The sequence below is a fragment of the Rhizobium rosettiformans W3 genome (genome assembly GCF_004912135.1).
In the GTDB taxonomy this organism is placed as follows: Bacteria; Pseudomonadota; Alphaproteobacteria; order Rhizobiales; family Rhizobiaceae; genus Allorhizobium; species Allorhizobium rosettiformans.
Window position 1 is genome coordinate 70,764 of the sequence record NZ_STGU01000004.1, and the last position, 21,442, is coordinate 92,205.

Genomic DNA, 21,442 nt, shown 5'->3' on the forward strand with positions numbered 1-21,442 from the left:
TCCCCCACGGCCGGGCACACGCCCGGCCTTCAATCAGATACCGAGAACCGGCTGGACCAGACGGACCAGGAGGCTCTTGAACTTCAAAGGCGCATCGGTCACTGCAAGACAGATGCAATCCTCCTCCGGCGTCGCGACCGGCTGGTGCGTCAGCGTTTCATCCGCTTCTTCGAGGTCGCCGCGCTTGAACACGGTTTCACCATCGGTGAAGGCGCCTTTGAGCACCAGGGTGAGCTCGCGCCCGCCATGCGAATGCTCGGGCACCGGCTTGCCGGCCGGGATCTTCAACAGGCGAACCTGACTTTCGGCATCACCCGTCTTGATCGGAATGTGATAGGCACCACGGCCGAGCGACTTCCACTTCAAGGCCTCGACGTCGCCGCCGACATAGGAGCGCAAAGGCTCGGGCAGGACCGGTACGTCCGCCGGCGTTGCGACAGGCTTCGCCGTGGCCGTAGGTGACGAGCCTTGCGCCTTCAGCTTCGCCTTCATCGCCGACCAGCTGTCGGCAGATGAGGTCTCTTCGGCCACCACTTCGGTCGCCTCGAGGATCTGTCCGCCGGTGTGCTCCATGAAGGAGAGCCGGTCGCGGCAGGCCGGGCAAAGCGCCAGATGCGTGGCAACGGCAATGCTCCAGCCTTCGGCAAGATTGCCGGTGGCGTAATCGAGCAGCAGTTCGTCGCTGATATGGTGTTGAACATGGAGCGTCATGCCCGCTCCTCCAACGCTGCGCGCAGCTTTGCGAAAGCGAGGCGGATGCGCGACTTGACGGTTCCCATGGGCAGACCGAGTTCGGCTGCAATCGTGCTATGGGATGCTTCTCTGTAGAATGACATTTTGAGGAGTTCGAGCTGTTCGGGTGGTAAGGTTTCCATGGCGCGGCGAAGACGGTCTGCCTCCTGCCTGCCTTCGAATTCGACATCGGCCGGCGGCACGTCGTCTGGCACGAATGCCGGGTCGGACGGGTCGAAGGCCGGGCGCCTTTCGCGACGAAACGCGTCGATGCGCTGATTGCGAGCGATGGTGAAGATCCAGCTGGAGACATTCCCGCGCGTCGGGTCGAATTGCTCCGCCTTGTTCCAGACGGCGAGCATGGTCTCCTGCATCAACTCTTCGGCCGCCTGCCCATCGCGGGCGAGCTTGGCCATGTATGCACGCACCTTGGGGCCGTAGTATTTGAAGAGCTCTTCGAAGGCTTCGATATCGCGATCACGGCCGACGGCGGCCAGCAATTGCGAGAGATTTCGCTGGTCCAGTTCTTTCACAGACTCGGTCATCGATACGCTTTTTTTCCCTCGTTTGAGCGGCGCAACGACCTGTTGCCGCGCTATCCGCCCGGGGTCATTCTGGCACGCATCTGCCGAGATGTGTATCGCGTTCATCATGAAGCCGTTTACGCCGCCTCACTTCTGCTGGATCACTGCACGTGAATTTATTCGTGCTGATCGATCCATTGCGAAAAACCGTGCGTAATCATGGCATATGCATCAGCGACACGATTGGCAAAGGGCGGGTAATGAGCACTGGTATCACGAAGGCCGCATCCGGCGGTAAACGCAGGATCGCGGTCATCGGTTCGGGAATTTCGGGTCTGTCCTGCGCCTGGCTCCTGTCGAAGAGCACCGATGTCGTTCTCTACGAAACCGAGAACCGGCCCGGCGGTCATTCCAACACCGTGCTCGCGCCGGGTGCGAAGAAGCACATTCCGGTCGACACCGGGTTCATCGTCTATAACGACCGCAACTACCCCAATCTGGTGAAGCTGTTCGAACATCTCGATGTGCCGACGCTTGCCTCGAACATGTCCTTTGCCGCGTCACTGGGGTCAGGGGCCTTTGAATACTCCGGCTCCGGTCTTTCCGGGCTCCTAGGCCAGAGGTCGAACATTTTGCGTCCGCGCTTCTGGCGAATGGTGAAAGACATCCTTCGCTTCTACAAGGAAGCTCCCGGTCTGCTCGAGCGCCCGGAACTAGAAGGCGTCTCCCTCGGCGACTATCTGGCATCGGCCGACTATGCGCCATCCTTCGTGGACGATCATCTGCTTCCGATGGGCGCTGCCATCTGGTCGACGACCGCCTCGGAAATGCGGCTTTATCCCCTGCACGCTTTCATTCGGTTTTTCGCCAATCACGGGTTGCTGGTCCTGAAGAACCGCCCGCAGTGGCGAACGGTCAAGGGCGGCAGCCGCGAATATGTCGCGCGGATTCTCGCGGATTTCACCGGAGAAGTTCGTCTTGGCACCGCGGTGACGGGTGTTCGCCGTGGCATTGCAGGCGTCGAAGTCACCGATATTCATGGCGCCGTGGAAGCCTTCGACGATGTCGTTCTCGCCACGCATGCGAACCAGAGCATCGATCTCCTGGAGGATGCTGATCAGGACGAGATCGACGTGCTGGAATCCTTCCAGTACACGCCCAATCTGGCCGTCTTACACTCCGACGAAAATCTCATGCCGAAGCGCAAGGCTGTCTGGTCGAGCTGGAATTACGTCGCTGAAAAGCAGGGCGATGCCAGTGAAACCCTTTGCGTCACCTACTGGATGAACAAGCTGCAGTCGCTGGATCCGGCGACCCCTCTTTTCGTCACGCTCAATCCGTGCCGTCCGATCGATCCCGCAAAGATCATCCAGACCTTCAACTACGAACATCCGCTCTTCGACGTTGCGGCCATCCGCGCCCAGCGCCGCATCTGGCGGCTTCAGGGCCGCCGCAACACGTGGTATTGCGGCGCCTATTTCGGCAGTGGCTTCCACGAGGATGGGCTGCAGGCGGGCCTTGCCGTAGCCGAAGCCCTGGGCGGCGTGCGCCGTCCCTGGTCGGTCGAAAACGAGTCCGGTCGCATCGTCATCAGCCGCCAACTCGAGGCGGCGGAATGACATTGCGCTCCGCCATCTATGCCGGGCATGTGCTGCATGTCCGCAGCCGACCCAAGAAACACAGCCTCCGCTACAGTGTCTTCTCGCTGCTGATCGATCTCGACGAGATCGAAGAGCTGAACGAACGCATGCGCCTCTTCGGCTATAACAAGGGCGCTCTCTACTCGGTCCACGACGCAGACCATGGGAACGGTCGTAAAGGGGACCTGCGCAACTGGGTCCACGACCGTTTGAGCGCCGCAGGTCTGGAGGGTGACGGCTGGAAGATCCGCATGCTCTGCTATCCCAGGATCTTCGGCTATGTTTTCAACCCGCTCACCGTCTACTTCTGCTACCGCGCCGAGGGTGGTCTCGCGGCGGTTCTCTACGAAGTGTGCAATACGTTCAACGAGCGCCACACCTACGTTATCCCGGTCGAAGGAGAGACGGCGGGCGAGATCCTGCGCCATCGCTGCGCCAAGGAAATGTATGTCTCGCCCTTCATGCCGATGAACTGCGAATACAATTTCCGCATCAGCCCGCCGGATGAAAACGTCGCCATCAACATCGGCGAAAGCGACCCCGACGGGCCGCTCCTCTTCGCCAGCTTTTCGGGCGCACGGCGCCCGTTGTCGGATACCGGCCTATTGATCATGCTGCTGAAATATCCCTTGATGACGCTCAAGGTGATGGGGGGCATTCACTGGGAGGCGCTGAAGCTCTGGTGGAAGGGCGTGCCTGTCTATCGACACAAGCCCGCAGCATCGAAAATTGCGTCCACGATCGTTGTGCAGAATGGGATGAACAAGTCATGAGTCATGCTGAACAGGAAATGCACCCTGTCGTTAGCCCTCTCACATTCTGGCAGCGTATGATGTGCCGCTGGGCCGATCGCATTGCCGTCGGTCGCCTGACCCTGCAGTTCGAAGGCTATGGCGAACACGTGGCGATCGGAGCCACACCCGGTCCCAATGCCGTCCTTTGCGTTCGCAATGCGAGCCCGGTTGTGCGCATCCTCACAAGCGGCACCCTTGGCTTCGCCTCGTCGTTTATCGATGGCGATCTGGATTCTCCCGATATCGGCGCGGTGCTGGAGCTTGCGCTGGCAAACGAGCCCCAGCTCGGTCGGGTGCTGGCATCCTCGTCGATCTTCAAGACGCTGGCCCGCCTGCGGCACAAGTTACGCCGCAACTCGAAAAAGGGCAGCCGCCGGAATATCGCCTATCACTACGACCTCGGTAATGCCTTCTATGGCCTCTGGCTCGACCAGACGATGACCTATTCTTCCGCGCTCTACAGCGCGCCGGGCATGACGCTTGCCGATGCGCAGGAGGCAAAATATGCCCGCATCGTCGAGGAGTTGCAGATCGGCCCGGACGATCATGTCCTGGAGATCGGCTGCGGCTGGGGTGGCTTTGCCGAGCACGCGATCCGCAAGACCGGTTGCCGGGTCACTGGCCTCACACTCTCCACCGAACAGGCGAAATTCGCGCGCGACCGCCTCGAGAAGGCAGGCTTCGCCGACCGGGTGGATATCCGCCTGGAGGATTATCGTGACTGCCGCGGGCACTACGACAAGATCGTCTCGATCGAGATGTTCGAGGCTGTGGGTGAGGAAAACTGGCCGATCTACTTCAAGGCCGTTCAGGAGCGGCTGGTAAAGGGCGGCAAGGCGCTGATCCAGACGATCACCATCGACGAGAGCCGCTTCGATTATTATCGCCGCAGCGCGGATTTCATCCAGACCTATATTTTCCCGGGTGGCATGCTACCGTCCGTCACGGTCTTCGAACGGGACGCGAAAGCTGCCGGTCTGGAGATCGGCGACCGTTTCCGCTTCGGCCGCGATTATGATCGCACCCTGATCGCCTGGGACCACGCCTTCACTGCCAACTGGCAGAAGATCGAGCCCTTGGGCTTTGACCGCCGCTTCTACCGCATGTGGCGGCTCTATCTGCACTACTGCGCGGTCGGCTTCCGTTTCGGACGCATCGACGTCGTACAGTTCAGGCTGGACAAGCCAGCCTGAACAATTCTCTCATTTCAGGAATGCGCCACGGGCCGATGAACGGTCAGCGGAGCATCTTGCGCGTGAGAGCGAAGCGGAGCGAGTGGGGCAGGGCGTGCAGAAGCCGGATGGCAACCGCCATCTTCCAAGGGAAGATGATCTCGAATTTGCCCTTCGCCAGCCCCTTGGCGATCGTGTCTGCCGCTTCTTCCGACGAGACGAGGAAAGGCATCGGGAAGTCGTTCTTCTTGGTCAACGGCGTGTCGACGAAGCCTGGATTGATGATGGTGATCTTCACCCCGGACCGTTCGAGCTCCGGATAAAGCGCTTCGCACATCACGTTGAGAGCGGCCTTGGTCGCTCCATAGGTTGCCGCGCCGGGAAGGCCAACATAGCCGGAGACCGAGGCCACCACCGCAATATGGCCGCTGCGCCGCGCCGTCATCGCGGGCATGACGGTTTCGAGGCATGACGCCGTGCCGAGCACGTTGAGCTCGAACATCTGCCGGGTGCGTGCGCTGTCGAAATCCTTCGCGTAGTCGCGCGTATAGGACCCGGCTGCGAAAACGGCGAGATCCACCGGTCCCATGTCGCTTTCGACCGCGGCGAAGACCTGCTTCACGGCCGCGGGGTCCGTCACGTCGAGAGGATAGACACCGATCTTGCCGGGATGGCTCGAAGCGAGTTCGGCAAGGGCATCTGCGCTCCGCGCACTGACCGCGACCCGGTATCCATCTCGCAGCAGACGCTCTGCCAATGCTTTCCCGATGCCGGAGCTTGCCCCGGTAATCCATGCGATTTTGGTCATGATATCCTCTTGTTTTCTATCATGACCAATACGCTGCCAAATCAGACCCGGTTTATGCGGACCACGCGCGCAGGAGGGAAAGCCCCTGTTTCAGAAGCGATTCGGCCTTGTCCTTGTCGGCCGCTTCGACATAGCAGCGCATCTCCGGCGCATTGCCGGAGGGGCGGAAATGGATGACACGGCCATCGCTCAACGTCACCCTCAGCCCGTCGATCTCGCTGACGCTTTGCACTGTCCCGAGCGGGGCAAGGAAGCCATCCAGCGCCTCGCGCGATCCATTGAGTTCGGCCATCAGCGCCGTGCTGCGCTCGCTTGCATAGTTTTCCAGGCGGTCGCTGAGCGCCATGGGCAGACTGAAGTCATCAACGAGCGCCGAAAGCGACACGCCTCTCTGCGCTGCCGTCCCAAGTGCGGCAAGTGCCGGCAGAAAACTGTCTCGCGTCGGAAGCGCGGCAATTTTCTTGCCGGAAATCTCGAGGTCCGATCCCAGCATCAGGCCGCCGTTTGCCTCGAAACCGATCACGCCCTGTTTCCCATCGGTTAGCGCTTCCTCCATCGCCGCGATGACGAAGGGTGAGCCAACACGGGTGCGATGAACGGTGAAACTGCCGTCCTGCTCGAGCCCCGAATTCGAAGTCACGGGTGTCGCAACCACGCCGGCCTTGAGGAACCGGGCGGCGATGAGACCGAGGAGGTCGCCGCGCAGCGGCGTCCCCCGTTCATCGGCCACCAGCGGTCGGTCGCCATCGCCATCGGTGGAAAGAAGGGCATCCAGCGCCAGTTTGTCCGCCCAGCGGGCGAGCTGCGAAACGGTATCCGGCGAGACGGCTTCGGTATCCACGGGGATGAACTGCTCAGAACGTCCGAGCGGAAAGACGGTCGCACCGCAATGCTCGAAGACCGTGACCAGCATGTCCCGGGCGACGGAGCTGTGCTGGTAGATGCCGATCCGTTTACCTTTGAGAGCGTCGGCCGGAAGGATGCCGAAATTGCGGTCCACGAAAAGTTTGGTCGCCTCGGCTTCGCGGTTTTCCGCTGACCCAGCCTCGACCCTGTTGGCTTCGGCATCGTCGGCAAGTTCGCGCGCGAGGCGCGTGATGGCCTCTTCGTCGCTCTTGTTGACTTCGCCGTCGGGGCGATAGAACTTGATGCCGTTGCGGTCTGCAGGGATATGCGATCCCGTCACCATGATACCCGCCGCGCCGATCGACGCACCATAAAGGGCAAGAGCAGGCGTCGGGATCGTGCCGCAATCGATCGGCTGAAGGCCGAGGCGCTTGATCGCAGCCATGATGGTGCCGGCAATCTCCGGGCTGGATGGGCGGAAGTCGCGGGCAATGACCACAGGCGATCCGGGCTGCAGAGCGCCGCTGTCCAGCATGTGGCGGGCGAAGGCGGTAGAGTACAGCGCAGATACGGAGCCGACCAGATCCGTCGACAATCCTCTCAAGCCACTCGTTCCAAACTTCACCGACATGCAAGCCTCCTGATTATCCTTGATCAAAGGGCCTTATATGGGCCGACGTCCGCCTGCATCAAGCAGAAGCGTTCGTGGGGGAGTCGAGGATAAAGGGGGCTAAAAATGCAAAGAGCCTGGCGCGGGAGGAGGATGCGCCAGGCTCTTAAACTTGATCGGCAATTGGGAGGAGGAGGAGTATTGCCGATCCTACCGAGCGGCACTGGGAGGAGGAGTGCGCCGCTTCGATGCTTTTGTTATATTCATATCGCTTTGACCTGCCAATCATTGTTGTTGCAACGCAGCAGTGCGTTTGACGCATGGCTCGTTCGCTTTCGTGCCTTCGCGCTTTCCAATGAACCGAAAACATCCGCCTAAAGCCTTCGTTTTCGCGCGTTTCGGCGGGCCCCGAAGCGCGTTTGATCAGCATTTAATCAACTTGAGCCGCTGCCCGCGTTCTTTGCATGCATCCATCACAGGGCTGTGATCTCTGGCACCAGAAAGGGATAGTCGTTGCGGTTCCGCGGTCGCAGGTGGTCTTGCTGAAATCATTCGGCTATAGGGGCAGGAACGATCAGAGAGTGCCGGAGGCCGAGATGAGCAAGATTCGCTACCACGAAGAAGATATCTCCGCCGAGGGCGCCGCCCGTTATACGGATGCAATCGCAATCGATACGGAAACGCTGGGTCTCGTCCCGCGCCGCGACCGGCTATGCGTGGTTCAGCTCTCGCCGGGCGACGGCACGGCAGATGTCATTCGCATCCGCGCCGGCCAGACCGAAGCCCCCAACCTTAGCGCCATGCTCGCTGACGCCGGGCGGACGAAGATCTTTCATTATGGTCGCTTCGACATCGCCGTTCTCTTCCAGACCTTCGGCGTCACGACGGCGAACGTCTTCTGCACCAAGATCGCATCGCGATTGACGCGGACTTATACCGACAGACACGGGCTGAAGGACAATCTGAAGGAGATGCTGGAGATCGATATCTCCAAGGCGCAGCAGTCTTCAGATTGGGCCGCCGAGACCTTGAGCCAGGCGCAGCTCGAATACGCAGCTTCCGATGTGCTTTACCTGCATGCCCTGCGCGACAAGCTCATGCATCGTCTCGTGCGGGATGGACGGCTGGAGTACGCCGAGGCCTGCTTCCAGTTCCTGCCCACCCGCGCGAAGCTGGATTTGCTGGGCTGGGAAGAGACCGACATCTTCGCCCATAGCTGAGCCGGCGACGCCGCCACTCCTCTTATCAACTGTGACATGAGTTGACGCTCTAGTCCTTGCTCTTCCTCGTGATGCCGACACGCGCCATCACCTCTTTCGGAATCTGATACCGGCGGACCATGTCCGTCTGATTGCGCAGCCCGCAAAGCTCGCGCTGGATCGTCAGCCCGAAGACGGCATCGGCGGCAGCATCGATAAGGGGATCGCGTAAAACTCCGTCTTTATCGCGTGCCGCCTCCAGGCGAAGGAGAGCCTCCTCGAGCTTTCGCCCCGCCCGCGCCAGGGCATCGGCCTTTTCCCCGGCAAGCTCGATTTCGAGCGGGCTCATCATGTCTTTCGCAGACGGAGACAGCAGTGAAGCCGGAGGTCTGAAACTCATCCCTACATCTCATCGATGAGAATTGGTGAACACGACGCGACATCTGCCAAGGTTTCATTAACCGAGACTTCGCATCATCGCTCCCAGAAAAATCGGTAGCGAAACGGGCTTTTCAAGTCACCCGTTTTCATAAAGGCGTTGATCAGGCGACCATGACGGAAGCAACCAGGAACCTCCTTGACTCGGTATCGCGTAATTCATCCACCTATGACCTCGACCTGATCGAAATCCCTGTCGATACAGACGAAAGCGAAGAGGAAGGCCCGCGTTATGCGCCGGCCAACTGGTTGGACGCCTTCATCGTCGATGAACGCAGCCGTTCTGACGAGGCATTCGGCGAGCGCGTTCCGGTGCCCTCGGATGAGGCCGGCCTCTACCCGCGTTTCATGCGCCTCGTCGATTGATCAGCGCGGCTGGCTGGCCGCCGTCGCTCTGTCGCGGATCTCGTCCAGGCTCCAGTCCACCAGCAATTCTCCATCCTGCCAGACGGGCCGCAGCAGGTTCTCGCGGCTGCCCAGGTCTTCCAGGGGCACCGTCACGATATCATAGCCGTCGGCGATGGCCGCCACACGACCGGCCATGGGCGTCTTCTCCTGCGGATTGCTGGGACGCCGTGCAACGGGGCGCCACGCTCCTTGCGCATCCTGCACGGCGCTCGTGCGCATCGTGAACGACATGGTGTCGCGATTGATCTTGTGCAGCAGGCCCGACCCCATGCCGAAGGCGATGTTCTCGGCGGAAAAGCCCATGCCCTCGAGCCGGCCGAGGATCATCTGGATGTCCTGGATCGAAACGCCATCGGCCTGCAGGACGCGGACATTGCCGTCGAGGACCTTGAAGCCCTTGCCATTGAGCCGCGTGCCGAAAGCGTAAGCCAGCTGCGCCACGACCTGGACGGGGGTGTCGATCGGATCACCGCTGTCGGGGCGCACGACGAGAACGCCGCCCGCGGCGCGAACCTTGGTCTGCAGCTTCTTGCCCCAGATTTCTGTGACGGCATTGTGCAGATCGAAGCTGTCGGAGACGACCGAATAGCCGCCGGCCTCTGCGAAGTTGTCGATCATGTTGGAATAGGCTTCGACTTCCTGCGTCTGCCCCCAGGCAAGAATCGTCCCATGCTCGGCCGCCGGGATGGAGAGGGCTGGCATGGAGCTCTTGTAGACACGTCGCGCCTGCAAGATGGCCGGCAGCGAGTCCGACGTCTGGAAATGCACGAGATGGGCTGCGCCCCCAAGCGCCGCCTGCTCGACGCTCGATGTGCTGCGGCAGCCGTAATCGCTGATTCGGCTCGGCTGCAGTCCCACGGGATCGTCGGTCGTCCGGTCGAGGAAAGGCTGGATCGCCAGCCGCAGGCGCCAGGCCGTGGTGGCGACAGTCGAGGGATACCAGACAGCCCGCAAAAGTGCGGTTTCCATGTAGGACGTCAGCCACGGCACCAGCGGATCCGTATTGACCACCTGCATCACCGGCACGCCACGGCGGATCGCCGTGCCCTCGGCAAGGGCTTCGATCCGAAGTGGCAGGAAGCCGCCATGCGCCTTCAGGATGTGCTCCCAGCCTGCGCGGTCGAAGGGCTGGCCATGGGCCGCGGCAATGTCCTCGGCCTCGTCGATGTCGCCCCGTGTAATTGGAGAGGAGAGATAGTCCTTCAGGAACATCTGCAGCCCGAAGAACATCACCTCGGGACGGAAGGAATTGCCACGCGTGGTGACGAAGGCGCTGACGGCGCGGGTGTCCTTCGGATACTGCAGAAAGACGCCGAGCTTGTAGCTGTCCGTGTTCAGGAGAAGATTGCGTGTCATGCCTGCGCCTGTCGTTTTTCCATCCGGCGACGGTCTGCCGCCTTCTCCATGATGCACGCCAATCTATGCGCGAGGCTGGTGTCTCTTCGCTTCCGGTCGCGATTAGCAATTGATTAACCATATCGAGCGACGATAGCCGATCGGTGCCGGCTGCGAGGTTTGATCCTGGCAAAGCCTCGCCGTCGTCGTGAGTTTGTCCCAGCGTCATAACAAGAGGCACCAGAACCGGAGAGGTCGCCCATGCTTCCTCCAGTCCTTGCGTCAACGAATTCATATCCCGCAACGACCGATGCGCGTGCGCGCCCGGATCAGTCGGCTGCGCCCCGTGCAACAGCCACGGCAACGCCGCAAGCACCGGTCCTTGCTCAAGAAGCTGCCGTTGCCAGTCAGCTCAACATCATGCTGCTGTCCGGTCCCGAACGCATGTCGCAGAACCTGGCGACCCTGGCGGAGGTCTTGGGCTCGGCGCTCAAGATCGAGCGACGGACGAACGAAACCCTTTCGGATTACATGGGCCGGTTGATCGAAGGGATCGCGGCCCTTCCGGCCGCCGATCGGCTAAAACTGCAAAGACTTCTGGCGCAGTCTTTCGCCGGTCTGCAGCTCAGAACATTACTGGAAGCCATGGCGAGTCCATCCGGGCCGGAACGCGCCACCCTGACGCTTTATCTGGAGCTCTACCGGCAAACCGATCGCGACGGCGCCATGCGCTCCGTGATCTCGTCCTATCGCGAACTTGCCGGCGAAAGCCGTGCCACTGATCCGGCCGTAGCGCGGCGCATCGCAGCGAATGATGGCGGCCGACCAACGTTGCCGGGCAGTCCCGCCTCCGATCAAAAGCTGGCCCAGGTCTCGCAGGCAGCGCCGCTGACTGAGGCTCGAACGCTTGGCGGCGGAAACGCCGATGCCGATTCGCCGGATGCGCCCCTTGAACGAGCGCTTCCCCCAGATGCTGCCCGCCCGCGAACGGCTGCGATGTACCCGTCTCAGTCGCCTGCCGGCCAAGAGCAGCCCGGTCGAAATTCAAGAACCGCGGCAGACCCTGCGTCCGCTGCAGCGCGCGAGAGCGCCAGAATGAGCGGCGACGGTGTTTCCAGACAAGCACTGTCCGACGCCCCGGCGCGTCCAGAGGCGCCCGCTGCCAATGCCAAGCTGGACACAGCCCCGGCAGCCCCGCGCAGTGCCGTAGCCGACGTTCCCCTTGAGACGGATGCCGATGGTTCTCTGGTGCCCGAGCGCCGCACAGTGACTGTACCCGTTCCAGTCACCATCCCCGCGCCGGGACAAGCATCGCAGACGCTGCCGGCCTCCTGGCTTGCGGAGCTGCTGGATACCGATTTCGTCCGGGCGCTCCTGCAACTGAAGACGCTGCCCGCTGATACAAGGCAGGGGACACCGGCAGGCAGTCTTCCGGGTTCTCCGGAACAGGCGATGGCCGCCCCTGGCACTGAGACAGAAGCTGCGGCCGTGCGCGCCGTAACGGCGGACGATGGCTCTCAGCCATTCGATCCCGCGTCTCGCGAGGCCGTTGAAGAACGCAGTACACCATTACCTGTGGCGCTGCCGGAGCAGGCCGCGATCCGCCCGACCCTGTCGCGCGAGGGCCTCCCGCTGCCCTTTATCTCCTACCTGATCGACGACGATTTCGAGATCGGCGAAGTCGAAGAGGAGGAGGAAAGACCGGGTCAGGATCAGGACAGTGACGAGGACAATGAGGCGCAAGACCTCGCGCCCTTCGAAGAGCCCGCCGACGAAGAGGGCGAGGGGAGTGATGAAGTCGAAGCGGCACTTGCCGTGGCCACCGACCCTCTGATCGCCACCGAAGAGCGCGCAGAAGGCGCCACCGCGCAAGCCGCCCTGCCGTCGCCGACCGACCGCCCCTTCGGCCTCCAGACCGAACCCGCGCATCAGCTCTATCTCCGGATGGCCGGTCTCACCTGATCCCATTGGTTCAAAAGAAAAAACCGCCGGAATTGCTCCCGGCGGGTTCTTTCATTCACTCAACAGCGAGGATTAGTCGTTGTTGCGGTTCTTCAGGGCTGCACCCAGGATGTCGCCGAGCGAAGCGCCCGAGTCGGACGAACCGAACTGAGCAACGGCTTCCTTCTCTTCTGCGATCTCGAGAGCCTTGATCGACAGCATGACCTTGCGGTCCTTCTTGGAGAAGTTGGTGACGCGGGCGTCGACAACCTGACCGACCGAGAAACGCTCCGGACGCTGATCGTCACGATCGCGTGCCAGGTCGTTGCGGCGGATGAAGGACGTGATGTCCTCGTGGTTGACCAGCTTCACTTCGATGCCGCCATCGTTGATGCCGATGACTTCGCACGAAACGACGGCGTTCTTGCGCAGGTCGCCGGAAGCGGCGGCATCGCCGACCGAGTCCTTGCCGAGCTGCTTGATGCCGAGCGAGATGCGTTCCTTCTCGACGTCGACGTCGAGAACGACAGCCTTGACCACGTCACCCTTGTTGTACTCTTCGATGACCTGTTCGCCCGGACGGTTCCAGTCGAGATCCGACAGGTGAACCATGCCGTCAACGTCGCCTTCGAGGCCGATGAACAGGCCGAACTCGGTCTTGTTCTTGACTTCGCCTTCGACTTCAGTGCCGGCCGGGTGGCTGAAGGCAAATGCCTGCCACGGGTTCTCGAGGGTCTGCTTGAGACCGAGCGAGATACGGCGCTTCGACGGATCGACTTCGAGAACGACGACGTCGACGTCCTGCGTGGTCGAAAGGATCTTGCCGGGATGAACGTTCTTCTTCGTCCAGGACATCTCCGAGATATGGATCAGGCCTTCGATGCCCGGCTCCAGCTCGACGAATGCACCGTAGTCGGTGATGTTCGTGACGGTACCGGAAATCTTCTTGCCAACCGGGTACTTGGCAGCGATGCCATCCCACGGATCCGACTCGAGCTGCTTCATGCCGAGCGAGATGCGGTGGGTTTCCTGGTTGATGCGGATGATCTGAACCTTGACCGACTGGCCGATGGACAGGATTTCCGAAGGATGGTTGACGCGGCGCCATGCCATGTCGGTGACGTGCAGCAGGCCGTCGATGCCGCCGAGGTCAACGAACGCACCGTAATCGGTGATGTTCTTGACGACGCCGTCAACAACCTGGCCTTCTTCGAGGTTCTGAACGATTTCAGAACGCTGCTCGGCACGGCTTTCTTCGAGAACCGTACGACGCGAAACAACGATGTTGCCGCGACGCTTGTCCATCTTGAGGATTTCGAAGGGCTGCGGGTTGTGCATCAGCGGGGTGACGTCGCGGATCGGACGGATGTCGACCTGCGAACGCGGAAGGAAGGCAACGGCGCCGTCGAGGTCAACCGTGAAGCCGCCCTTGACCTGGTTGAAGATAACGCCTTCAACGCGCTCGCCAGCTTCGAACTTGGCTTCGAGCTTGATCCAGCTTTCTTCGCGACGCGCCTTTTCGCGCGACAGAACAGCTTCGCCGAGAGCGTTTTCGATGCGCTCGACGTAAACTTCAACTTCGTCGCCAACCTTGAGCGTGCCGTCCTTGGCACGGGCGCCGAATTCCTTCAGCGCGATGCGGCCTTCGACCTTGAGGCCGACGTCAACGATCGCGACGTCCTTCTCGATAGCCGTGACGATGCCCTTGGCAACATAGCCTTCGGCCAGGTCGGTCTTGGCAAAGGATTCCTCGAGGAGGGCTGCAAAGTCCTCGCGCGACGGGGTAGAAACAGACATGAAATCTCCTAGTCGCATCCATCTGGATGCGTGAGCGCCGGGGGTTGGTGTTGATCTTGGCCGGCAACCGATCCGCTCTTCTTGAAGAGCAATTCCGGCGCGGGGACTGGATGTCGGCCCTCAGGCTCCGGCTTTGCCGGGTCCTGGTCACTTCATTTCGTCAGGGCAGCGTCGATGAGTGCCTTCGCCGCGAAGAATGCGGCCTCTATACTCATTTCGGAAGTATCTAGCAAGTGCGCGTCATCCGCTGGTTTCAAGGGGCTGTCGGCCCGTCCCATGTCGCGCTCGTCCCGCTTCTTCACATCGGCGAAAATCGCGTCGAAGTCGGCGCTCTCGCCCTTGCCCAGGATCTCGTCATATCGGCGCTTCGCCCGCACTTCCGGAGAAGCGGTCACATAGAGCTTCACAGGAGCCTCGGGGCAGACGACGGTGCCGATGTCGCGACCGTCGAGGACGGTGCCGGGTGCACGCTTCGAAAACGCCCGTTGTGCCTCAACCAGCGCCCGGCGCACGGAGGGCATGACCGCGATCTTCGAGGCCGCCTCGCCGATGGCATGGGCAGACAGCACGTCACGGTCGAGGCCGGCGAGCTCCACGGCGAGCGCCATGCGCTCGGCAACCGCCTCGTTGTCGAGCGGCAGCCCGGCATCGAGAAGGGCCTTGGCCGTTGCGCGATAGGTGAGGCCGGTATCGAGGTGGTGATAGCCATAGGTCTCGGCAATCCGTCGCGACAGCGTTCCCTTGCCGGCCGCGGCCGGCCCGTCGATGGCAATGATCATGAAGCTCTCTTTGCGTTGCGTGCGGTGACAGTCTGATACAAAGCTTGGCCCCGCTTGCCAAGCAAGCTCCAAGAAGCTGAAGCCGAACCCCTGACGGCACCATCCGGCATGCTCGGCGAGGTGGCGCAACATCAACCCCTTTTCTGTCGCAGTTTGCCTTTGACAGACGCTGTGCCAGCGATTAAGGGGACCGACTACAGTTTGGCCGGCCTCGCGCCGGGCGCTAGGCGTATGCCCTTATTCTTCACGACTTCATGAGGCTTTGACAGTGGCAAAGGCAGAACTTGGAACGAAACGCACTTGCCCCGACACCGGCAAGAAATTCTACGACCTGAACAAGGACCCGATCGTGTCGCCGTACACGGGCAAGTCCTGGCCGCTTTCCTATTTCGAGGAAACCTCGGTCGCAGCCATCATGGAAAAGGCTGAGGAAGAGGATGTCGCGGAAGTCGATACCGAAAACACCGATGTCGAGCTCGTCTCGCTCGAGGACGCCGACGATTCCTCCAGCGGTGACGACATTCCGGACATGGGCGATGACGACGTCGAAATCGACGGCGACGACGACGATACCTTCCTGGAAGCCGACGAAGATGATGACGACGACGACATGTCCGGTCTCATCGGCGTGACCGGCGACGACGACGAAGTCTGATATTTCAAGGATTTCGAGCCCGGGCCTAAAAAAATGCCCGGGCTTTCATTTTTCGGCTTGCCATCTCCGATTACCGGAAGTATCAAGCCGCCACCCCGACGGAAGCAGCGCTTTCAAGGGGTTCCCGGAGCCGGAAGTAACCCGGTACCCTGATGGGGCTATAGCTCAGCTGGGAGAGCGCTTGCATGGCATGCAAGAGGTCAGCGGTTCGATCCCGCTTAGCTCCACCAAATCCTCCCTGAACGTGAACTTAAGTTTCTGCAGCAATAGGCTGGTCTCAGAGAGCCGTCGATTGGCTTCCGTTGTTTCGAAGCTCTTAGATGACGGCTTGAACCCTCACCGCTGAAACAACTCCACCCGCTCGCCGCTTTCCGACAGATCGATCTGGAACCAGTCGATGATCTTGCGGATGTCGAGCTTCACCTCGCCGTCGCGCAGCTTCAGATGCAGCTTGTCTTCGCTGACATGGAGCGGAGTGCCGATGTAAAGGCGGTCGTTGCCGGAGTCGTCCACGGTATCGATGGCAAATCGCATGGGTTTCCTCCCGAAAAATTCACAAGGCAAAGGATGACAGTGGCACGAGGGTTTAGTAACGCCTCCTTGAGCGAAGCTGGTCTCCTCTCGCTGAGGCCGGCATGAGAGATGGCCCGGGAGAACCGGGCAGGGAGAATGCCCGTTGTTCGTTGTTTCCAAGGTGTTCTGGAACCTGGTCCAGCCGCTGTCGCTGGTGTTCCTGTTCGCGGCTTTGGCCCTTCTGCTGATTGGCCTCAAGCACCTCCGCCTGGCGGCCGCAGCCCTGTCCTTCGCCCTCGTCGTTCTCTTTCTCACGCTCTACACAACGCTCGGGTCTTTTCTCCTCCAGACGCTGGAAGCTCGTTTTCCACGGCCCGCGGGAGACCCGCCTGAGCTTGCCTGCATGATCGTGCTCGGTGGCGCCTTCGAGACGGAAGTCACCACGGCACGGGGAGGGATGGATCTCAATCAGGCAGGGGACCGATTCGTCGAGGCACTGCGTCTCGCCATCCGATATCCTGAGGCAAGGATTCTGGTGTCCGGCGGGGACGGCTCCCTGAGCGGCATCTATGAAGGCGATGCGGCAGCCTCGATCCGCTTCTTCGAGGCCTTCGGAATCTCGCGCGACCGGCTGATCGCCGAGACGACATCGAGAAACACGGACGAGAATGCGCAAAACAGCCGTGAGCTGCTCGCCTCGAACGGTCTTGGCCAATGCCTGCTGATCACCTCCGCCTTCCACATGCCGCGTTCCGTCGGGCTGTTTCGCAAGGCAAACGTCGAGGTCACGCCCTGGCCGGTCGATTACCGCACGGCGGGCAACATCTCCTTTGCACTCGATTTCACCCAGCCGACGCTGAATTCCCAGCAGATGTCGACCGCAGTTCGCGAATGGGTCGGATTGGTGGCCTACAAATTGATGGGCCGCATCGCTGCGGTCTTCCCGGCGCCGTAGGCGGGGTCACTTCTTCGAGATCGTCAGGAATTTCGTGCCGCGCACGCGCACCGTCATCGCACAGGGCTCCTGGCCTTCTTCCCGCTCGCAATAGCGCGGGTGCATCTTGAGCACGAAGACCATGTTGCCGAAGCGCTTGATGAAGTCATAGGAGTACATCTGCGCCGTGGCGATCATGAAGTAGCCGCCTTCCTTCACCTGGAGGTAGAAGTTGAAAGGGCAGCCTTCCGCCGTGCAGTCCGGGCCGCGTACGCCGTCGCAGACGATCTCGCTGCTGTTGGTCACCGCGTCCTTGATGCCGTCATTGTTGATGTCGATGCGGTCGATGAAGCCGCTGCCATATTGCACGGTGTCGCAGCGCTCTGCGTAGTGGTTCTTCTCGTAAATTTCGGGGTCGCTCAGCAATTCCTGCTGGGCAACGGCAGGCGCGGTCGCCAGGCCGGTCGCAACGACGAGGAAGAGGCGCAAGAAGAAAGTCACGGGGATGGACTCCAGATCGCATTCTGTGCTGAACGAGGCGTAAGTCTAGCGCCAGCGTCTTGCCTCACCCTTAACGACATGCTGCAAATCTGGCCGGCACCAAGCCTGCAACGAGGGAAGAAGTCATGTCGCTCCTGTCATATCTCGACTATGCGGGGATCGCCCTGTTTGCCGCGACCGGCGCGCTGGCGGCCTCGCGCAAGCAGCTGGACATGATCGGCTTTCTGTTCTTCGCCGTCGTCACGGGTCTCGGTGGCGGAACGGTCCGCGACATCGTTCTCGGAAGGGTGCCGGTTTTCTGGGTCCTGAACCCGGATTACATCCTGGTCTGCTGCGCGATCGGCGTTCTCGTCTTCTTCACCGCCCATCTGGTCGAATCGCGCTATCGCCTGCTGATCTGGCTCGATGCGATCGGCCTCTCCGCCTATTGTGTCATGGGGGCGGCCAAGGGGCTGGCCGCAACCGGCTCCCCGACGATCGCCATCGTCACCGGCACGTTGACCGCAAGCCTGGGCGGCGTCTTACGCGATCTTCTCGCCAATGAACCCTCGGTGCTGTTGCGCCCGGAAATCTACATCACGGCCTGCCTTGTCGGCGCTGCCGTCTTCACGGCGGCCAATGAATTTGGCGCGCCGCTCTATGCGGCCTCGGCCATCGGCGCTTTGGCAGCCTTTGTCATCCGCGGCGGCGCTCTGCATTTCGGCTGGACGTTCCCGACCTACAAGCACAAGCCAGGTCGGCATCCGGACGAAGTCATGTAAGGGAAGGTGGAGCCTCAGCCCTGCTTGGGGCGTAGACGGATCACCACATCGACATGGGCGATTTCCATGCCTTCCGGCGCGGGTGGCAGGTTGTCGATGCTGATATTGTTCACCGGAATGTCGAGCACCTTGTTCTCACCCTCAACGAAGAAGTGATGGTGGTCGGAGACATTGGTGTCGAAATAGGTCTTCGAGCTTTCAACCGCGAGAACGCGGATGAGGCCGGCTTCGGTGAACTGGTGCAGCGTGTTGTAGACGGTCGCGAGCGAAACCGGGAAATCGGCGGCCATCGCCTCTTCGTGCAGCTCTTCCACGGTCAGGTGGCGGTCACCCTTGGCGAACAGAAGGCCGGCCAGCGCAATGCGCTGCTTCGTCGGGCGAAGGCCCGAGCGGCGCAGTTTCAGTTCGATACCCGTTTGGCAGGTTGCCATCGTCAAAGACGCACTCCAGTCATTGCGTGTCATGCAGGCGCATCCACAAGTGTCGATATAACTGCAAAATCAGGCGGATTCAATAGTTGCGGTGGGCAGAAGCCCTCAGCCGCCTGCTGTTCGGCGGTTTTTGACGCCGCGGGTCTGGTGATGCTCTTTTCCTTCCTGTATGCGACGATGCTATGAGGATGAGGCCGATCAGGCCTCAGGGAACCGGCGGATCGCCTGTGGGGCTTCAATTTGCCACCGTCTTGCTCTATTGGGTCCCGGATAAGTGAAGCAGAGGGGGGAAGAAGAAGAACAATGGTTACGAGACAATCCAGCTACAATTACGACGAAATCCTCGCTTGCGGCCGCGGTGAACTCTTCGGCGAGGGCAATGCGCAGCTCCCCCTGCCGCCGATGCTGATGGTACACCGCATCACCGACATTTCCGAAACCGGCGGCGCCTTCGACAAGGGCTATATCCGCGCGGAATACGACGTTCGTCCCGATGACTGGTATTTCCCCTGCCATTTCCAGGGCAACCCCATCATGCCGGGCTGCCTCGGCCTCGACGGCATGTGGCAGTTGACCGGCTTCTTCCTCGGCTGGCTCGGCGAGCCGGGCCGCGGCATGGCGCTCTCCACGGGCGAAGTGAAGTTCAAGGGCATGGTGCGTCCCGAGACCAAGCTTCTCGAATATGGCATCGACTTCAAGCGCGTCATGCGCGGTCGCCTCGTACTTGGTACGGCAGACGGCTGGCTGAAGGCCGATGGCGAAACTATCTATCAGGCAACCGACCTGCGCGTCGGTCTGTCGAAGGACAAAACGGCCTGAACCGGCCCGGTCCGCACCTGAAGTTCATATAGAAGGTCTGAGAGATGAGACGGGTTGTAGTAACAGGTCTTGGCATCGTGTCCTCCATCGGTGCCGATGCCGCCGAAGTCACGGCGTCGCTGCGCGATGCCAAGTCGGGCATCACCTTTTCTCCCGATTTCGCCGAACACGGCTTCAAGTGCCAGGTCTGGGGCAAGCCCAACCTGGACCCGACCGATCTGGTCGACCGCCGTGCCATGCGCTTCCTGTCCCAGGGTGGCGCTTGGAACCATGTGGCGATGAAGCAGGCGATCGCAGACGCTGGCCTCGAAGAAGGCGACTACCAGCAGAATGAGCGCGTCGGCATCATCATGGGCTCCGGTGGTCCGTCTACCCGTCAGATCGTCGAAGCCGCCGACATCGTCCGCCAGAACAACAGCCCGAAGCGCATCGGCCCGTTTGCCGTGCCGAAGGCCATGTCGTCGACGGCCTCTGCCACGCTTGCCACCTGGTTCAAGCTGCACGGCGTCAACTACTCGATCTCGTCGGCCTGCTCGACCTCGGCGCATTGCATCGGCAATGCCTATGAGATGATCCAGTGGGGCAAGCAGGACATGGTCTTTGCCGGCGGCCACGAGGATCTCGACTGGTCGATGTCGAGCCTCTTCGATGCCATGGGCGCCATGTCGTCGAAATACAACGACACGCCCGCAACGGCCTCGCGCGCCTATGACGTGTCGCGTGACGGTTTCGTCATTGCCGGTGGTGCCGGCGTTCTGGTTCTGGAAGAGCTGGAGCATGCCAAGGCCCGCGGCGCAAAGATCTATGCTGAAGTCGTCGGCTACGGCGCGACCTCCGACGGCTACGACATGGTGGCTCCCTCGGGCGAAGGTGCGATCCGCTGCATGCGCCAGGCTCTCTCCACCGTCACCGGCGAAGTCGACTACATCAACACCCACGGCACTTCGACGCCGGTGGGTGACTCGAAGGAAATCGGCGCGATCCGCGAAGTCTTCGGCGACAAGATCCCCCACATCCAGTCGACCAAGTCGCTCACCGGCCACTCGCTCGGCGCGGCAGGCGTGCAGGAATCGATATACGGCCTGCTGATGATGCAGGAAAAGTTCATCGGCGAGAGCGCTCACATCACCGAGCTCGATCCGGAGTTCGAAGGCGTGCCGGTCGTGCGCAAGCGCATCGACAACGCCAAGATCGATACCGTGCTGTCCAATTCCTTCGGCTTCGGCGGCACCAACGCCACGCTCGTCTTCCAGCGCCACAACGGCTGATCGGCAGACGCTTGAAACAAAAAAGCCTGGCGCGTCGCCGCGCCAGGCATTCATCCGAAGTGGTCCGCCAGCCGTGGGAGTACGGCTTACTTCGGTTGATGGGGGTCGGTGTGATCGATAACGCCGATCAGCATGGCGAGGCTCACCGCATGCATCAGGTTGCTGGCTTCCAGCTTTTCCTGGGCACTCACAAGCGCCTGGTTCACCTCTTCGCGCGACAACACCAGAACATTCGCTGCTTCTTCTGACCGCTTGCCTTCAGCGACGAGCTGGAGACAGCGGATTTCACGATCTGTAAGCGCGGAGAAACTCGGCTCTTGTCCGATTGCCCGCATGGTATCGGTTTTCATGATGATCTTTGCCGCAAGGAGAAAAGCGTCATGGCCTCGCCATGTCGTCAGGCGGCGCTGATACCATTGAGGATATCGGAAGGTCGTTCACCGCGGGCGACAAAGTTTTATCCGCAGGCGCTAAAACAGCGGCAGCGACAACGTGCGGGGCGATTGGATAGGAGCATTAGGAACGATCATCCGCTCC

The 21,442-nt window shown here is 61.1% G+C and carries 23 protein-coding genes and 1 tRNA gene; 12 read left to right on the plus strand and 12 right to left on the minus strand.

Annotation, left to right across the window (positions count from 1 at the left end; genetic code table 11):
* Positions 1 to 33 precede the first annotated feature (33 nt).
* Together FAA86_RS08675 and FAA86_RS08680 are read right to left on the minus strand one after the other, a co-directional pair.
* Positions 34 to 711 (minus strand): ChrR family anti-sigma-E factor, encoded by a 678-nt coding sequence (locus FAA86_RS08675; protein ID WP_136539820.1) that lies wholly within the window; start codon positions 709 to 711, stop codon positions 34 to 36.
* Entirely contained in the window at positions 708 to 1,277 is a 570-nt protein-coding gene (locus tag FAA86_RS08680; RefSeq protein ID WP_113458126.1) for a sigma-70 family RNA polymerase sigma factor, read from the minus strand. Before FAA86_RS08680 ends, FAA86_RS08675 begins: the two co-directional genes overlap by 4 nt.
* A gap of 239 nt (positions 1,278 to 1,516) precedes the next feature.
* Between FAA86_RS08680 and FAA86_RS08685 the strand changes: the two genes are divergently transcribed.
* From FAA86_RS08685 to FAA86_RS08695, 3 genes are read left to right on the plus strand one after another with little or no spacing between them, the layout of a single operon-like run.
* Positions 1,517 to 2,875: an NAD(P)/FAD-dependent oxidoreductase gene (locus FAA86_RS08685; protein WP_167494929.1), complete on the plus strand. Its 1,359-nt coding sequence runs from the start codon at positions 1,517 to 1,519 to the stop codon at positions 2,873 to 2,875.
* On the plus strand, positions 2,872 to 3,669 hold the full coding sequence (locus tag FAA86_RS08690; protein WP_136539822.1) for a DUF1365 domain-containing protein: 798 nt from the start codon (positions 2,872 to 2,874) through the stop codon (positions 3,667 to 3,669). The genes FAA86_RS08685 and FAA86_RS08690 overlap by 4 nt, the downstream gene beginning before the upstream one ends.
* Positions 3,666 to 4,883 carry an SAM-dependent methyltransferase gene (locus FAA86_RS08695; protein ID WP_136539824.1) on the plus strand — a complete coding sequence of 406 codons (1,218 nt, stop codon included), beginning with the start codon at positions 3,666 to 3,668 and terminating at the stop codon, positions 4,881 to 4,883. Before FAA86_RS08690 ends, FAA86_RS08695 begins: the two co-directional genes overlap by 4 nt.
* Before the next feature lie 43 nt (positions 4,884 to 4,926).
* Here FAA86_RS08695 and FAA86_RS08700 read toward each other — a convergent pair whose 3' ends face one another.
* Together FAA86_RS08700 and FAA86_RS08705 are read right to left on the minus strand one after the other, a co-directional pair.
* Positions 4,927 to 5,670: an SDR family NAD(P)-dependent oxidoreductase gene (locus FAA86_RS08700; protein ID WP_136539826.1), complete on the minus strand. Its 744-nt coding sequence runs from the start codon at positions 5,668 to 5,670 to the stop codon at positions 4,927 to 4,929.
* A 52-nt stretch (positions 5,671 to 5,722) separates the two neighbouring features.
* Positions 5,723 to 7,147 (minus strand): phosphomannomutase, encoded by a 1,425-nt coding sequence (locus FAA86_RS08705; RefSeq protein WP_136539828.1) that lies wholly within the window; start codon positions 7,145 to 7,147, stop codon positions 5,723 to 5,725.
* A 575-nt stretch (positions 7,148 to 7,722) separates the two neighbouring features.
* Between FAA86_RS08705 and FAA86_RS08710 the strand changes: the two genes are divergently transcribed.
* On the plus strand, positions 7,723 to 8,346 hold the full coding sequence (locus FAA86_RS08710) for a ribonuclease D (RefSeq protein WP_136539830.1): 624 nt from the start codon (positions 7,723 to 7,725) through the stop codon (positions 8,344 to 8,346).
* A 49-nt stretch (positions 8,347 to 8,395) separates the two neighbouring features.
* Here FAA86_RS08710 and FAA86_RS08715 read toward each other — a convergent pair whose 3' ends face one another.
* Positions 8,396 to 8,725, minus strand: a complete 330-nt coding sequence (locus tag FAA86_RS08715; protein ID WP_136539832.1) for a DUF6665 family protein — start codon at positions 8,723 to 8,725, stop codon at positions 8,396 to 8,398.
* A 152-nt stretch (positions 8,726 to 8,877) separates the two neighbouring features.
* Here FAA86_RS08715 and FAA86_RS08720 point away from each other — a divergent pair, with 152 nt between their 5' ends.
* Positions 8,878 to 9,129: a hypothetical protein gene (locus tag FAA86_RS08720; RefSeq protein ID WP_136539834.1), complete on the plus strand. Its 252-nt coding sequence runs from the start codon at positions 8,878 to 8,880 to the stop codon at positions 9,127 to 9,129.
* Here the strand turns inward: FAA86_RS08720 and FAA86_RS08725 are convergent, their stop codons facing one another.
* Entirely contained in the window at positions 9,130 to 10,527 is a 1,398-nt protein-coding gene (locus FAA86_RS08725) for a nicotinate phosphoribosyltransferase (protein WP_136539836.1), read from the minus strand. It lies immediately after the preceding gene.
* 240 nt (positions 10,528 to 10,767) lie between these two features.
* On the opposite strand from FAA86_RS08725, the gene FAA86_RS08730 reads away from it, so the two are divergent.
* Entirely contained in the window at positions 10,768 to 12,468 is a 1,701-nt protein-coding gene (locus FAA86_RS08730; protein ID WP_136539838.1) for a hypothetical protein, read from the plus strand.
* A gap of 72 nt (positions 12,469 to 12,540) precedes the next feature.
* Here FAA86_RS08730 and rpsA read toward each other — a convergent pair whose 3' ends face one another.
* The gene (gene rpsA, locus FAA86_RS08735; RefSeq protein ID WP_113458136.1) at positions 12,541 to 14,244 is read right to left on the minus strand and encodes a 30S ribosomal protein S1; all 1,704 of its coding nucleotides are present in this window, start codon (positions 14,242 to 14,244) and stop codon (positions 12,541 to 12,543) included.
* 152 nt (positions 14,245 to 14,396) lie between these two features.
* Positions 14,397 to 15,023 carry a (d)CMP kinase gene (gene cmk / locus FAA86_RS08740; RefSeq protein ID WP_136539840.1) on the minus strand — a complete coding sequence of 209 codons (627 nt, stop codon included), beginning with the start codon at positions 15,021 to 15,023 and terminating at the stop codon, positions 14,397 to 14,399.
* 268 nt (positions 15,024 to 15,291) lie between these two features.
* On the opposite strand from cmk, the gene FAA86_RS08745 reads away from it, so the two are divergent.
* Both FAA86_RS08745 and FAA86_RS08750 read left to right on the plus strand, forming a co-directional pair.
* The gene (locus tag FAA86_RS08745) at positions 15,292 to 15,678 is read left to right on the plus strand and encodes a TIGR02300 family protein (RefSeq protein ID WP_113458138.1); all 387 of its coding nucleotides are present in this window, start codon (positions 15,292 to 15,294) and stop codon (positions 15,676 to 15,678) included.
* 154 nt (positions 15,679 to 15,832) lie between these two features.
* A tRNA-Ala gene (locus FAA86_RS08750) sits at positions 15,833 to 15,908 on the plus strand.
* A gap of 106 nt (positions 15,909 to 16,014) precedes the next feature.
* Here the strand turns inward: FAA86_RS08750 and FAA86_RS08755 are convergent.
* The gene (locus FAA86_RS08755; RefSeq protein ID WP_113458139.1) at positions 16,015 to 16,212 is read right to left on the minus strand and encodes a hypothetical protein; all 198 of its coding nucleotides are present in this window, start codon (positions 16,210 to 16,212) and stop codon (positions 16,015 to 16,017) included.
* Between the two features lie 142 nt (positions 16,213 to 16,354).
* Between FAA86_RS08755 and FAA86_RS08760 the strand changes: the two genes are divergently transcribed.
* A complete protein-coding gene (locus tag FAA86_RS08760) occupies positions 16,355 to 17,146 on the plus strand; it encodes a YdcF family protein (protein WP_136539842.1) in 792 nt (263 codons plus the stop codon).
* A gap of 6 nt (positions 17,147 to 17,152) precedes the next feature.
* On the opposite strand, the gene FAA86_RS08765 is transcribed toward FAA86_RS08760, so the two are convergent.
* Entirely contained in the window at positions 17,153 to 17,626 is a 474-nt protein-coding gene (locus FAA86_RS08765; protein ID WP_113458141.1) for a hypothetical protein, read from the minus strand.
* 125 nt (positions 17,627 to 17,751) lie between these two features.
* On the opposite strand from FAA86_RS08765, the gene FAA86_RS08770 reads away from it, so the two are divergent.
* Positions 17,752 to 18,387, plus strand: a complete 636-nt coding sequence (locus FAA86_RS08770) for a trimeric intracellular cation channel family protein (protein WP_136539844.1) — start codon at positions 17,752 to 17,754, stop codon at positions 18,385 to 18,387.
* 14 nt (positions 18,388 to 18,401) lie between these two features.
* On the opposite strand, the gene irrA is transcribed toward FAA86_RS08770, so the two are convergent.
* Complete coding sequence (gene irrA, locus FAA86_RS08775) at positions 18,402 to 18,818, minus strand: iron response transcriptional regulator IrrA (protein WP_113458143.1); 417 nt, start codon at positions 18,816 to 18,818, stop codon at positions 18,402 to 18,404.
* A gap of 303 nt (positions 18,819 to 19,121) precedes the next feature.
* On the opposite strand from irrA, the gene fabA reads away from it, so the two are divergent.
* Together fabA and fabB are read left to right on the plus strand one after the other, a co-directional pair.
* Positions 19,122 to 19,637, plus strand: a complete 516-nt coding sequence (fabA, locus tag FAA86_RS08780; RefSeq protein WP_113458144.1) for a 3-hydroxyacyl-[acyl-carrier-protein] dehydratase FabA — start codon at positions 19,122 to 19,124, stop codon at positions 19,635 to 19,637.
* 44 nt (positions 19,638 to 19,681) lie between these two features.
* The gene (gene fabB, locus FAA86_RS08785) at positions 19,682 to 20,905 is read left to right on the plus strand and encodes a beta-ketoacyl-ACP synthase I (protein WP_136539846.1); all 1,224 of its coding nucleotides are present in this window, start codon (positions 19,682 to 19,684) and stop codon (positions 20,903 to 20,905) included.
* A gap of 86 nt (positions 20,906 to 20,991) precedes the next feature.
* Here the strand turns inward: fabB and FAA86_RS08790 are convergent, their stop codons facing one another.
* Complete coding sequence (locus FAA86_RS08790; RefSeq protein ID WP_113458146.1) at positions 20,992 to 21,255, minus strand: helix-turn-helix domain-containing protein; 264 nt, start codon at positions 21,253 to 21,255, stop codon at positions 20,992 to 20,994.
* Between the last annotated feature and the right edge of the window lie 187 nt (positions 21,256 to 21,442).